Source organism: Rhizobium sp. SG2393 (assembly GCF_042610495.1).
In the GTDB taxonomy this organism is placed as follows: Bacteria; Pseudomonadota; Alphaproteobacteria; order Rhizobiales; family Rhizobiaceae; genus RU20A.
On record NZ_JBHGAP010000001.1, the window covers coordinates 442,757 to 455,092 of the forward strand.

At 63.9% G+C, this 12,336-nt stretch carries 12 protein-coding genes; all 12 read left to right on the top strand.

The features are described 5' to 3' along the window. Positions 1 to 58: 58 nt before the first annotated feature. The 12 genes from tsf to lpxB all read left to right on the top strand — a co-directional run bounded on the left by tsf (position 59) and on the right by lpxB (position 12,324). Complete coding sequence (tsf, locus tag ACED18_RS02160; RefSeq protein ID WP_377288555.1) at positions 59 to 985, top strand: translation elongation factor Ts; 927 nt, start codon at positions 59 to 61, stop codon at positions 983 to 985. Positions 986 to 1,185: 200 nt separating this feature from the next. Further along, positions 1,186 to 1,908, top strand: coding sequence for a UMP kinase (gene pyrH, locus ACED18_RS02165; RefSeq protein ID WP_377288557.1), 723 nt, complete (start codon positions 1,186 to 1,188; stop codon positions 1,906 to 1,908). Positions 1,909 to 1,981: 73 nt separating this feature from the next. Continuing rightward, positions 1,982 to 2,542 carry a ribosome recycling factor gene (gene frr, locus ACED18_RS02170; protein ID WP_377288559.1) on the top strand — a complete coding sequence of 187 codons (561 nt, stop codon included), beginning with the start codon at positions 1,982 to 1,984 and terminating at the stop codon, positions 2,540 to 2,542. Between the two features lie 39 nt (positions 2,543 to 2,581). Next, the gene (locus ACED18_RS02175) at positions 2,582 to 3,325 is read left to right on the top strand and encodes an isoprenyl transferase (RefSeq protein ID WP_377288561.1); all 744 of its coding nucleotides are present in this window, start codon (positions 2,582 to 2,584) and stop codon (positions 3,323 to 3,325) included. Then, on the top strand, positions 3,325 to 4,158 hold the full coding sequence (locus ACED18_RS02180; protein ID WP_377288563.1) for a phosphatidate cytidylyltransferase: 834 nt from the start codon (positions 3,325 to 3,327) through the stop codon (positions 4,156 to 4,158). The genes ACED18_RS02175 and ACED18_RS02180 overlap by 1 nt, the downstream gene beginning before the upstream one ends. 27 nt (positions 4,159 to 4,185) lie before the next feature. After that, complete coding sequence (rseP, locus tag ACED18_RS02185) at positions 4,186 to 5,322, top strand: RIP metalloprotease RseP (RefSeq protein ID WP_377288565.1); 1,137 nt, start codon at positions 4,186 to 4,188, stop codon at positions 5,320 to 5,322. 248 nt (positions 5,323 to 5,570) lie between these two features. Continuing rightward, complete coding sequence (bamA, locus tag ACED18_RS02190) at positions 5,571 to 7,907, top strand: outer membrane protein assembly factor BamA (RefSeq protein WP_377288567.1); 2,337 nt, start codon at positions 5,571 to 5,573, stop codon at positions 7,905 to 7,907. 46 nt (positions 7,908 to 7,953) lie between these two features. Continuing rightward, positions 7,954 to 9,018: a UDP-3-O-(3-hydroxymyristoyl)glucosamine N-acyltransferase gene (lpxD, locus tag ACED18_RS02195; protein WP_377288569.1), complete on the top strand. Its 1,065-nt coding sequence runs from the start codon at positions 7,954 to 7,956 to the stop codon at positions 9,016 to 9,018. Further along, complete coding sequence (fabZ, locus tag ACED18_RS02200; protein ID WP_377288571.1) at positions 9,011 to 9,484, top strand: 3-hydroxyacyl-ACP dehydratase FabZ; 474 nt, start codon at positions 9,011 to 9,013, stop codon at positions 9,482 to 9,484. The genes lpxD and fabZ overlap by 8 nt, the downstream gene beginning before the upstream one ends. After that, complete coding sequence (lpxA, locus tag ACED18_RS02205; RefSeq protein ID WP_377288573.1) at positions 9,481 to 10,290, top strand: acyl-ACP--UDP-N-acetylglucosamine O-acyltransferase; 810 nt, start codon at positions 9,481 to 9,483, stop codon at positions 10,288 to 10,290. The genes fabZ and lpxA overlap by 4 nt, the downstream gene beginning before the upstream one ends. After that, on the top strand, positions 10,274 to 11,152 hold the full coding sequence (locus tag ACED18_RS02210) for an LpxI family protein (RefSeq protein WP_377290975.1): 879 nt from the start codon (positions 10,274 to 10,276) through the stop codon (positions 11,150 to 11,152). The genes lpxA and ACED18_RS02210 overlap by 17 nt, the downstream gene beginning before the upstream one ends. After that, positions 11,149 to 12,324: a lipid-A-disaccharide synthase gene (lpxB, locus tag ACED18_RS02215; RefSeq protein ID WP_377288575.1), complete on the top strand. Its 1,176-nt coding sequence runs from the start codon at positions 11,149 to 11,151 to the stop codon at positions 12,322 to 12,324. The genes ACED18_RS02210 and lpxB overlap by 4 nt, the downstream gene beginning before the upstream one ends. The last annotated feature ends 12 nt before the right edge of the window (positions 12,325 to 12,336 follow it).

Below are 12,336 nucleotides of genomic sequence, written 5' to 3' on the forward strand. Positions count from 1 at the left end.
TCTCTTCCGGCAGCCGACACGCATCGTACGGCCGCCCAACAGTCTAAAGAGGCACACAATGGCTGAAATCACTGCTGCTCTCGTGAAGGAACTGCGCGAAAAGACCGGCGCAGGCATGATGGATTGCAAGAAGGCACTCGCCGAGACCAATGGCGACATGGAAGCCGCCATCGACTGGCTGCGCGCCAAGGGCATCGCCAAGGCCGACAAGAAGTCGGGCCGCACGGCTGCCGAAGGCCTCATCGGCGTCGCTTCGGCCGGCACCAAGGCCGTTGTCGTCGAAATCAACTCCGAAACCGACTTCGTTGCCCGTAACGATGCCTTCCAGGACCTCGTCCGCGGCGTCGCCCAGGTTGCGCTCTCCACCGACGGTTCCGTCGAAGCCATCAGCGCTGCCCAGTATCCGGCGACCGGCAAGTCGGTTCACGACACCATCACCGACGCAATCGCCACCATCGGCGAGAACATGACGCTGCGCCGTGCCGCGTCGCTCTCCGTCACCGACGGCGTCGTCGCGACGTACATCCACAATGCCGTTGCCGACGGCCTCGGCAAGCTCGGCGTTCTCGTCGCGCTCGAATCGACCGGCGACAAGGATGCGCTGAACGCCATCGGCCGCCAGGTTGCCATGCACATCGCCGCCACCAACCCGCTGGCCGTGCGCGCTGACGAAGTCGATGCCGCTGTCGCCGAGCGCGAGCGCAACGTGTTCATCGAGCAGTCCCGCGCCTCGGGCAAGCCGGACAACATCATCGAGAAGATGGTGGAAGGCCGCATGCGCAAGTTCTTCGAGGAAGTCGCCCTTCTCTCGCAGGCTTTCGTCATCAACCCCGACCTGACGGTTGAAGCTGCCATCAAGGAAGCCGAAAAGACCGTTGGCGCGCCGATCGCCGTCAAGGGCATGGCTCGCCTGCTGCTCGGCGAAGGCGTCGAGAAGGAAGCCTCCGACTTCGCAGCCGAAGTGGCTGCTGTCGCCAAGGGCTGATTTCCCCTTCATCTTTACGGAAATGCAGAGGGCATCGCGTGACAACGCGGTGCCCTTCGTGTATCGGGCATTTTCGGAGCGGATGCAGCCTGTGTCCCGCTCCGGTCGCGCTGGCCGCCCGGAACCCCTCGGGTGCGACCGCGCCGGCCGATCGACTTTTAAGTTTCGGCGCTCGGCGCGTTTTCATTCAAGGAGTTACCATGGCGGGCAAACCTCTCTACAAGCGCGTGCTGCTGAAGGCTTCCGGTGAGGCGCTGATGGGCAGCCAGGGCTTCGGTATCGATGTTGCCGTGGCCGACAGGATCGCCTCCGATATTGCCGAAGCGCGCGCCATGGGCGTCGAGGTCGGCGTCGTCGTCGGCGGCGGCAATATCTTCCGGGGCGTTGCCGTTGCGTCCAAGGGCGGTGACCGCGTGACCGGCGACCACATGGGCATGCTCGCCACCGTCATCAACGCGCTGGCGCTCGCGACCTCCCTGCGCAAGCTGGACATCGATACCGTCGTTCTCTCGGCGATTGCCATGCCGGAGATCTGCGAAAGCTTCTCGCAGCGCGCCACGCTTTATCATCTCGGCCTCGGTCGCGTGGTCATCTTCGCCGGCGGCACCGGCAATCCCTTCTTCACCACCGATAGCGCCGCAGCGCTGCGCGCGGCCGAAATGGGTGCCGAGGCGATCTTCAAGGGCACGCAGGTGGACGGCATCTATTCGGCAGACCCCAAGAAAGTGCCGGATGCCACGCGCTTCGATCGCCTGACCCACAGCGAAGTGCTGGAAAAGGGCCTTGCCGTCATGGACGTTGCCGCGGTGGCGCTGGCGCGTGAAAACGCCATTCCGATCATCGTCTTCTCCATCCACGAGAAGGGTGGTTTCGCGGAAATCTTGACCGGCGGCGGTCGCGCCACCATCGTGACCGACAACTGAGACAATCAATTACAGGACCGGAGAGAGGCTGGCCGGTTTCACGGCCCGCCATGACCGACAGGGAGTGCAGGATATGAGCCAGGATATCGATCTCAAGGAAATCAAGCGCCGCATGGACGGCGCCGTTTCGGCATTCAAGAACGACGTCGCGTCGCTGCGCACCGGCCGCGCCTCGCCGAACATTCTCGATACGGTGACGGTCGAGGCCTATGGTTCGCGCATGCCGCTGAACCAGGTTGCCAACATCTCCGTGCCCGAGCCCCGCATGCTGGCCGTGTCCATCTGGGACAAGGGCATGGTCCGGGCGGTCGACAGCGCCATCCGCGAGTCCAATCTTGGGCTGAACCCGATCGTGGACGGCCAGAACCTGCGCATTCCGCTGCCCGAACTCAACGAAGAGCGCCGCCGCTCGCTCGTCAAGCTCGCCCATGATTACGCCGAAAAGAGCAAGGTTGCCGTGCGCCACGTGCGCCGCGACGGCATGGACGCTCTGAAAAAGGCGGAGAAGGACGGCGACATCGGGCAGGACGAAAGCCGCAGCCTTTCGGAAAAAGTTCAGAAGATGACGGACGAAACGATTTCCGAAGTCGACCGCTTGCTCGCCGACAAGGAAAAGGAAATCATGCAGGTCTAGGCTACAGGCCACGATCTGAGTCCAAAGCCAAGGCATCCGATGTCCGACCGTCACATGATCTGCCCGCCGAAGCATGTTGCCATCATCATGGATGGCAACGGGCGTTGGGCGAAGGCCCGGGGCCTGCCGCGCTCCATGGGGCATCGCAAGGGCGTGGAGGCCGTGCGCGAAACGGTGCGCGCGGCCGGCGACCTCGGCATCAGCTATCTCACGCTTTATGCCTTTTCCTCGGAAAACTGGTCGCGGCCGGAGGCCGAGGTCAACGACCTCATGGGCCTCCTGAAGGCCTTCATCCGGCGCGATCTGGCTGAACTCCACCGCGAAAACGTCCGCATCCGCATCATCGGCGACCGCACCAACCTGCGCGGCGATATCATGCCGCTGCTTCTGGAGGCGGAAGAAACGACCCGAAACAATACCGGGATCACGCTGCTGATCGCCTTCAACTACGGTGCCCGCGACGAGATGGTCCGCGCCATGCGCCGGCTTGCAGCGGAAGTGGCAGCCGGTACCATGTCGCCGGACGACATCACGCCGGCACGCGTTTCCGCCAGCCTCGATACGTCGGGTATTCCCGATCCCGACCTTATCCTGCGCACGAGCGGCGAGGAGCGGCTCTCGAACTTCCTGCTGTGGCAGGCCGCCTATTCGGAACTTATGTTCCTGCCGGAATTGTGGCCCGATTTTACCCGCGAAACCCTGATTCATGCGATCGAGCGCTTCCAGCGACGCGAACGCCGGTTTGGCGGCGTGACAGCCCCGTCGCTGGCGGTCGGTTCGTAATGTCCCAGGAACTCAAGCTTCGCATCCTTTCCGGTATCGTGCTCGCCGTGCTCGTCCTGTCTGCCACCTGGTATGGCGCGACGGCATTCGCGGTCCTTGCTGTCCTGATCGGGCTTCTCGTCTTTTTCGAATGGTCGCGCATGACGCGCCTTGGCGAAACCGACCCGGAGGGCAGGGCGCTTGGCTGGCTAGCCGTCGCCGCGACAGGCGCAACGGTTCTCCTCGCCGACCTCGAGACGACGCTGGTGACACTCCTGGCCTTCGTCCTGCTGGCCGGGGCGTGGGCTCAGGCGCGCGGCCGTAGCCATTGGCTGACCGGCGGCGTCCTCTATTCCGGCCTGACGGCCGTGGCGCTCGCAGCGATTCGCGGGGATACGGCCGTTGGCCTCGTCGCCATGCTGTTCGTCTTTGCCGTCGTCTGGTCGACGGATATCCTGGCCTACTTCGTCGGACGCGCCATCGGCGGCCCGAAACTTGCGCCGCGCATCTCCCCCGGCAAGACCTGGTCCGGCGCGATCGGCGGCGCGTTCTTCGGCATCGTCGGCGGTGTGGCGGTCTACCTTTCCTACTTCTCGACCTTCAGCGTGCGAATCGCTCTTCTGGCGCTGGCGCTGTCCTGTGCCAGCCAGGTCGGGGATCTCTTCGAATCTTTCATCAAGCGCCGGTTCGGGGTCAAGGATTCCAGCCATCTCATTCCCGGTCACGGTGGCGTGATGGACCGCGTGGATGGCCTTGTTTTCGCGTGTTTTGCGGCCTTGTTGCTTGCGGTCGCTGAGACTTATCTTTACGCAGGGCAGGCGCGGCCGGTCGGTGCGCTGCTCCTCGGACAGTAGTCGGCGCGGCCTTCACGGAGGCGATACATGGCTTTTCTGGTTGATGCCTGGCAGTTTGTGGCGGGCACGCTGTTTCCCTTTCTTGTCGTATTGACGCTCATCGTCTTCGTTCACGAAATGGGCCATTATCTTGCCGGCCGTTGGTCTGGTATCGGCATCACCGCCTTCTCGATCGGATTTGGACCGGAGATCCTCGGCTTCAATGATCGCCATGGCACGCGCTGGAAACTGTGCGCCATCCCGCTCGGCGGCTACGTGAAGTTCTTCGGCGACGAGGATGTGTCCTCCTCGTCGGTCGATCAGCAGGCGCTGGACGAGATGCCGCCGGAGATCCGGGCACGGACCTTCTCCGGCGCAAAGCTTTGGAAGCGCGCAATCACGGTCGCGGCCGGGCCGATTGCGAATTTCATCCTGGCCATCGCCATTTTCGCCGTTCTCTTTTCGATCTACGGCCGCCGCATCGCCGACCCCGTCGTCTCCGAGGTTCGCGCCGGCAGCGCGGCGCAGGAAGCAGGAATCATACCCGGCGATCGGCTGATCGCGATCGACGGCCACACCGTCACCACCTTTGACGACGTCCGCCGTTACGTCAGCGTGCGCCCGGAAATGTCGATCGTCGTGACGATCCAGCGTGGCAGCGAAAAGCGCGATCTGACCATGGTCCCGAAGCGCACGGAACTGACGGACCAGTTCGGCAACAAGATGGAACTCGGCGTCATCGGCGTCGTGACGGATGAGACCGCCGGCTCCTTCCGCACGGTCACCTACGGTCCGCTGGAAGCCGTCGCGGAAGGCGCGGTGCAGAGCTGGCATATCGTGACCGGCACTTTTGACTACATCTCCAACCTCATCGCCGGCCGCATGAAGGCTGACCAGCTCGGCGGTCCGATCCGTGTGGCCCAGGCGTCCGGCCAGATGGCGACGCTTGGCGTTGCCGCCGTGCTGCAACTGGCCGCCATGCTCTCGGTCTCGATCGGTCTCCTCAATCTGATGCCGGTTCCGGTGCTCGACGGTGGACATCTGGTCTTCTATGCCGTCGAGGCCGTGCGCGGAAAGCCCGTTGGACCGAATGCGCAGGAGATTGCCTACCGTGTGGGCATCGCGCTGGTGCTGAGCCTCATGGTTTTCGCCACTTGGAACGACATCAGCATGCTGCTGGGGTAAGCATGCCTCTGCATGGCTGATTCCTCCTGCGAAAGCAGGGGATTGGGCGCTCGTCCGGGAGGCGGCAAGGCAAGGATTTGTTTACGATAAAACCACGTGGTAGTGACCCTGAGGACACGGCTGCGATTGAAGTAAATAGAAATTAACGAGCTGGCTTGCTTGTATGGGAAAAGCCGGTAAAACGGCAAACATGACCGGAGTCGGCGCGTGCTTACGCTGCGGGACGTTGGAAAAAGGTAAGAAGTGAAATGAAAGCTGGTTCAAGGTTTTTGAACGCCGTGTCGGCGGTTGCTCTTTCGGCGAGCATGGTAACGACGGGCGCCGGTGTCGCGATGTTTGCCAGCGCGACCGCAGCTGAGGCCGCTGTGATCCGCAACGTCGTGGTTCGCGGCGCAACCCGCGTCAGCCCCGAAACGGTACGGGCCAATGTCAGCATCGTCCCGGGCAAGACCTTCTCCAATGCCGACATCGACGAGTCGATCCGTCGCCTCTATGCAACCGGCTACTTCTCCGACGTGAACATCGCCGTTTCCGGCGGCTCCCTCGTCGTGACCGTCAACGAGAACCAGCTGGTCAACGCCGTGGTCTTCAACGGCAACCGCAAGATCAAGGACGACAAGCTCGAGGGGATCGTGAAGACCCGGGCGCTTGGTCCGTTCGACCAGAACCAGATCAATGCCGACATCGAATCGATCAAGCAGGCCTATGCCGCGATCGGTCGTAACGACGTGACGGTCACCACGCAGACCGCGACGGTCGGCGAGGGACGCGTCAACATCGCCTTCGTCATCAATGAGGGCGAGCGCACCAAGATCACCGCGATCAATTTTGTCGGCAACAACGCCTACAGCAACAGCCGTCTCCAGTCGGTCATCGCGACCAAGGAATCCGGCATCTTCTCGTTCCTGACCCGCAAGGACGTCTACAACGAGGACAAGCTGCGTGCCGATGAAGAGCTGCTGCGCCAGTTCTATTTCAATCGCGGCTATGCCGACTTCCGCGTCGTGTCCTCCGACGCAACGCTGAACGAAGCGACCAACGAATACACGATCACCATCACGGTCGATGAAGGCGAGCGCTACGATTTCGGCGCCATCAACGTCGAATCGACGGTCGATGGCGTGAACGCCGACGACCTCAAGGGTCTGGTCCAGAGCCACGAGGGTTCGGTCTACAAGGCCCGTGACGTTCAGGAGACCATCACCGAGATCTCCAAGCGCGTGGCGTCTGCCGGCTATCCCTTCGCCCGCGTAACACCGCGCGGCAACCGCGACCTCGGCAACCGCACCATCGCCGTTGACTATCTCGTCGATCAGGGCGAGCGGGCCTATGTCGAGCGTATCGAGATCCGCGGCAATACCCGCACCCGCGACTACGTCATCCGCCGCGAATTCGACATCAGCGAAGGCGATGCCTTCAACCAGGAAATGATCGCCCGCGCCAAGCGCCGTCTGGATGCCCTCGGCTACTTCTCGGCCGTCAACATCACGACCGCTCCGGGCTCGGCTCCGGACCGCGTCGTCGTCGTGGTTGACGTGCAGGACCAGTCCACCGGCAGCTTCGGCATCGGTGGCGGCTACGCAGCCGGCAACGGCGGCGGCCTCCTGCTCGAAGCCTCCATCGAGGAAAAGAACTTCCTTGGCCGTGGCCAGTACATCCGCCTGTCCGCCGGTCGTGGCGAAAGCGCCAAGACCTACAACGTCTCGTTCACCGAACCCTATTTCCTCGGTTACCGTCTGGCCGCGGGCTTCGACGTCTTCAAGAACGAGAACGAGTACAAGGACTACGAATACTCGCAGGAAGATCAGGGCTTTGCGCTTCGCATGACGGCGCCGATCACCGAGCGCCTGTCGACCACGCTGAAGTACAGCTACACCGAGCTGAAGTTCAACAGCAACAATCTGGCAAGCCTTGCGTCGCCGTACGTGACTGCGGTGACCCAGGGGCCGTGGACGCGGTCTTCGATCTCGCACAGCTTCAATTACAACTCGCTGGACGACATGACGCTGCCGCGCGACGGGATGACCGCTTCGCTGACTCAGGAATTTGCCGGTGTCGGTGGCACCTCCGATTTCTACAAGATTTCGGGCAAGGCGCGTCTGTTCTACACGCTGAACGACGAAGCCGACCTGATCGGTTCGATCGCGGGTAGCGCCGGTCACCTCGTCAAGACCACCGGATCCATGGAAGTCTTCGACCAGTTCCAGTTCGGCACGAGCGACATCCGCGGCTTCGAGCGGAACGGTATCGGTCCGCGCAGCAATGCCTTCGGCGAAGCGCTGGGTGGCACGACCTACTTCACGGCATCGGCCGAAGCGACCTTCCCGCTTCCGGGTGTTCCGCAGGATGCGGGCTTCCGTGGCGCGGTCTTCGCGGATGCCGGCACGCTTTACGGCAACGAGGTTGCGGTCAACGCGGCCGATCAGGTCGTCGGCACCGAGGCTTCCCTGCGTGCTTCGGTCGGCATCGGTCTGATCTGGGCATCGCCCTTCGGTCCGCTGCGTGTCGATTACGCCGTCCCGGTCGCCAAGAAAGATTACGACCGCGTGCAGAACCTGAAGTTCGGCATCTCGTCGTCGTTCTGATCCAGGCAGTCCAGAACTGCTGACGCCCTGTTCTGGAGTGTCCGCCATGGAATCGAACTGGTTCTTCCCGCCGCATCAGGGGATACGGCTGGGCGATTTCGCCGGCCTGGTCGGTGCGTCGCTCAGCGATGCCGATGCGGCGGATCGCGTCGTGCGATCCCTTGCTCCCGTCTATCGTGCCAAGGAAGGCGATGTCTGCTACATCGCCAACGCGCGCCATGCGGACGAACTTGCGACATGCGAGGCAACGGCGATCATCTGCGACGAGGCGACGGCACGCCTCGTGCCACCCGGTATCGCGGTGCTTCAGACCCGATATGCCTTCACCGCCTTTGCCCTGGCCGGCGCTCACCTTTACCCGCAAGCCATGCGGCCGGAGCGCCTGACGGCCGGCGCGGGCATTTCACCGCAGGCGGTGGTGGATCCGACCGCCCGGCTTGAAGCCGATGTCGAGGTCGAGCCTTTCGCCGTCATCGGCGCCGGTGCGGAAATCGGCTCTGGAACCCGCATCGGTGCGGGCGCGGTCATTGGCCCGGGTGTCAGGATCGGCCGCGAGTGCACGGTCGCGACCGGCGCCAGCGTGCTCTGCGCACTCATCGGCAATCACGTGATCATTCACCCCGGCGCGCGTATCGGCCAGGACGGCTTCGGCAATGCGCCGGGTCCGAAGGGCGGCATGATCAAGGTCGTGCAGGTCGGCCGCGTCATTCTCCAGGACCATGTCGAGGTCGGCGCAGGCACGACGATCGATCGCGGCGCCATGGACGATACGGTCGTCGGGGAAGGCACAAAGCTCGATAACCAGATCCAGATCGCGCACAATGTGCGCATCGGCCGTCATTGCGGCATTGCCAGCCAGGTCGGTATCGCCGGCAGCACACGCATCGGCGACGGCGTGATGATCGGCGGCGCAGCGGCGATCAACGGTCACATTACCATTGGCAACCGCGCGCAGATTGCCGCCATGAGCGGCGTCATGGTTTCGGTTGGAGCCGGCGAGCGCGTCGGCGGGATCCCGGCGCGTCCGATCCGGGATTTCCTCCGGGAAGCATCGGAGATTGCGATTCGTTCCGGGGCGCGGCAGACGAAAAAGGGAGCGAAGAATGACTGAAACGACGGCAACGGTGCTGGGGACTGCTGAGATTCAGGAAATCCTGAAGCTGCTTCCCCATCGCTATCCCTTCCTGCTGGTCGATCGCATCATCGAGATCAACGGCGATGACAGCGCGATCGGCATCAAGAACGTGACGGTCAACGAGCCGCATTTTACCGGTCATTTCCCGGAACAGCCCATCATGCCCGGCGTCCTCATTATCGAGGCGATGGCCCAGACGGCAGGCGCGATCTGCGTGCGCAAGGTCGGCACGACCGGCAATCTCGTCTACTTCATGACGATCGACAACACGCGCTTCCGCAAGCCCGTCGTGCCGGGAGACCGGCTGGAACTGCATGTCACCAAGGTCAAGCATCGCGGCAATATCTGGAAATTTCATTGCGACGCAAAAGTTGACGGGCAACTTGTCGCCGAAGCTGATATCGGCGCCATGATTGTAAGCAAGGATGCTGCCGGAAAATGATTGCGAAAAGCGCTAGGATCCATCCCCTGTCGGTCATCGAGGACGGGGCGGTGATCGGCGAGAACGTGACGGTCGGTCCCTTCTGCCATGTGGGACCGAAGGTGACGCTTGGCGACGGTGTCGAACTCATCAGCCACGTCGTGGTGCTGGGTGTGACCAGCGTCGGCGCCGGAACCAAGATCTTCCCCTCTGCCGTCATCGGTGGCGACAGCCAGAGCGTCCATCACAGCGCGGTCGATACGAAGCTGACCATCGGCCGGAACTGCACGATCCGCGAAGGTGTCACCATGAACACCGGCACCGTCGAATTCGGCGGCGAGACGGTGGTCGGCGACAACAATCTCTTCCTTGCCTATGCGCATGTCGCCCATGACTGCCGCCTCGGCAACAACATCATCCTGTCGAACAACGTGATGCTTGCCGGCCATGTGACGGTCGAGGACCGCGCCATCCTTGGCGGCGGTTCGGCCGTCCACCAGTTCACCCGCATCGGCCGGCAGGCCTTTGTCGGCGGCCTCTCGGCCGTCAGCTACGATCTCATTCCCTACGGCATGCTGAACGGCAATCCGGGCGTGCTCAGCGGCCTCAACATCGTCGGTATGACGCGCGCCGGCATGGACAAGCCGACGCTGCACCGCGTTCGCCGCGCCTACAAGCAGATCTTCGAAGGCGAGGGCTCCATCCGCGCCAATGCCGCCGCCATCCGCGACGACTATGCCGATTGCCCGCAGGCCATGGAAATCCTCGATTTCATCGCCGTCGACAGTGATCGCGCCCTGTCCTCGCCCAATCGCGGCAAGGCCTGAGCCGATGACGCCGACCGGCGGACGCCTCGCCATCATCGCCGGTGGCGGGCGGCTGCCCCATCACGTGGCGGAAGCCGCGCGGGAGGCGGGCGAAGATCCCTTCATCATCCCGCTCACCGGTGAGGCGGACGGCGACTGGACGGGCTTTGATCACGAACCGCTCTTCGTCGGCGATTTCGCAGGCGTCACACGGGCCTTCCGCGCCCGTGGTGTGGATCGCGTCGTCCTTTCGGGCGGCGTGCGCCGGCGGCCGGACTGGCGCGGCATACGCCCGACGATCCCCTTTCTGTTCCGTATGCCGCGCGTCGTCAGCACCCTTCTGAAGGGCGGCGACGACACCGTGCTGAAAATGGTGATCGACCTTATCGAATCGGCCGGCGCCCGCGTCGTCGGCGTGCAGGACATCCTTCCCTCGCTCCTGGCCGAGACCGGGCCGATCGGCGCCGTTTCGCCGGATGACGCGGCTCTTGCCGACATCAGGGCGGCGTCAGAGGCCGCAACCGCGCTTGGCCGCCTCGATATCGGTCAGGGCGCCATTGCCGTCGGCGGCCGCGTCGTGGCGCTGGAGGGGCCGGAAGGAACCGATGCGATGCTGGCGCGCGTTGCCGGCCTGAAGGCGGAGGGCCGCATTTCCGCCCGCCGGCGCGGCGTGCTCGTCAAGCTCTGCAAGCCGCAACAGGATGTGCGCGCCGATCTTCCGTCGGTGGGGCCGGCCACGATCGAGAATGCCCATGCGGCCGGACTGGCCGGCGTGGTGGTGGAGGCGGGCAGGGCGCTGGTGCTGGACCGCCGCGCCGTGATCGGGACGGCAGACCGCCTCGGCCTTTTCCTCGCCGGTATCGAACGGGAGACGATGGCATGACGGACGCGGAGCGCCCCCTGACGATCGCGATGATTGCCGGCGAGGTCTCCGGCGACCTCCTCGGCGCGGACCTGATGGCGGCGCTGAAGCGCCGCCACGGCGGCGCCCTCAGCTTCGTCGGCGTCGGCGGCGAGGCGATGGAAGCCGAAGGGCTCTCTTCCTTCTTCGATTATTCCGAACTGTCGATCATGGGGATCGCGCAGGTGCTGAAGCGCCTACCGCAACTGCTGGCCCGCATCCGCCAGACGGCCGAGCGCATCATTGCGCAAAAGCCCGACCTGCTTGTCATCATCGATAGCCCGGATTTCACCCACCGGGTCGCAAGGCGGGTGCGCAAGGCGCTGCCGGGCCTGCCTGTCGTCAACTACGTCTGCCCGAGCGTCTGGGCGTGGAAGCCGGAACGGGCGACGAAGATGCTCGGTTATGTCGATCACGTGCTCGCCGTGCTTCCCTTCGAGCCGGAAGCGATGCGGGCGCTTGGCGGCCCGCCAACCACCTATGTCGGCCATCGCCTGGTCGCGGATGCCGATGTGCAGGCGGTTCGCGATGCGCAGAGGGCTCGAACCCCCGCCGCCGGCCGCCGCGCGCCCACCTGCCTCCTGCTTCCCGGCTCGCGGGGTAGCGAAATCGACAAGCTGTTGCCGGTTTTCGGCGAGACGATGCAGGAGCTGCGCCGCCGCCACCCTGACATGCGCTTCGTGCTGCCGGCCGTGCCACGCCAGGAAGCCCGTATTCGCGCCATCGTCGCCACCTGGCCGGAGCAGCCGGACATCCGCGTCGGCACTGCCGGCAAGTGGAGCGCCTTCGCACAGGCCGACGCCGCCATCGCCGCCTCCGGCACGGTCATCCTCGAACTCGGCCTCTGCCGCATTCCCACGGTTTCGACCTACAAGGTCGATATTCTGATCCGGTTCATGCATACCCGGATAAAGACATGGACCGGCGCCCTCCCGAACCTCATCGCCGATTACCCCTTCATCCCGGAATATCTGAACGAAGCGATCCGCCCCGGCAGCCTTGTGCGCTGGGTGGAGCGGCTGATAGCCGACACGCCGGAACGTGCTGCCATGCTGAATGGCTTCGACAGGGTGGAAGCCCTGATGGCAACGGAGGTCCCAGCCGGCGAACGGGCGGCAGAGGTGGTTCTGGCGCTGCTTGAGGCGCGCCGCTGACCCACACGCCGC

Excerpts from the sequence above, each read along its gene's own strand:
- tsf (WP_377288555.1), top strand. The coding sequence starts at position 59 with ATGGCTGAAATCACTGCTGCTCTCGTGAAGGAACTGCGCGAAAAGACC.
- pyrH (WP_377288557.1), top strand. The coding sequence starts at position 1,186 with ATGGCGGGCAAACCTCTCTACAAGCGCGTGCTGCTGAAGGCTTCCGGT.
- frr (WP_377288559.1), top strand. The coding sequence starts at position 1,982 with ATGAGCCAGGATATCGATCTCAAGGAAATCAAGCGCCGCATGGACGGC.
- ACED18_RS02175 (WP_377288561.1), top strand. The coding sequence starts at position 2,582 with ATGTCCGACCGTCACATGATCTGCCCGCCGAAGCATGTTGCCATCATC.
- ACED18_RS02180 (WP_377288563.1), top strand. The coding sequence starts at position 3,325 with ATGTCCCAGGAACTCAAGCTTCGCATCCTTTCCGGTATCGTGCTCGCC.
- rseP (WP_377288565.1), top strand. The coding sequence starts at position 4,186 with ATGGCTTTTCTGGTTGATGCCTGGCAGTTTGTGGCGGGCACGCTGTTT.
- bamA (WP_377288567.1), top strand. The coding sequence starts at position 5,571 with ATGAAAGCTGGTTCAAGGTTTTTGAACGCCGTGTCGGCGGTTGCTCTT.
- lpxD (WP_377288569.1), top strand. The coding sequence starts at position 7,954 with ATGGAATCGAACTGGTTCTTCCCGCCGCATCAGGGGATACGGCTGGGC.
- fabZ (WP_377288571.1), top strand. The coding sequence starts at position 9,011 with ATGACTGAAACGACGGCAACGGTGCTGGGGACTGCTGAGATTCAGGAA.
- lpxA (WP_377288573.1), top strand. The coding sequence starts at position 9,481 with ATGATTGCGAAAAGCGCTAGGATCCATCCCCTGTCGGTCATCGAGGAC.
- lpxB (WP_377288575.1), top strand. The coding sequence starts at position 11,149 with ATGACGGACGCGGAGCGCCCCCTGACGATCGCGATGATTGCCGGCGAG.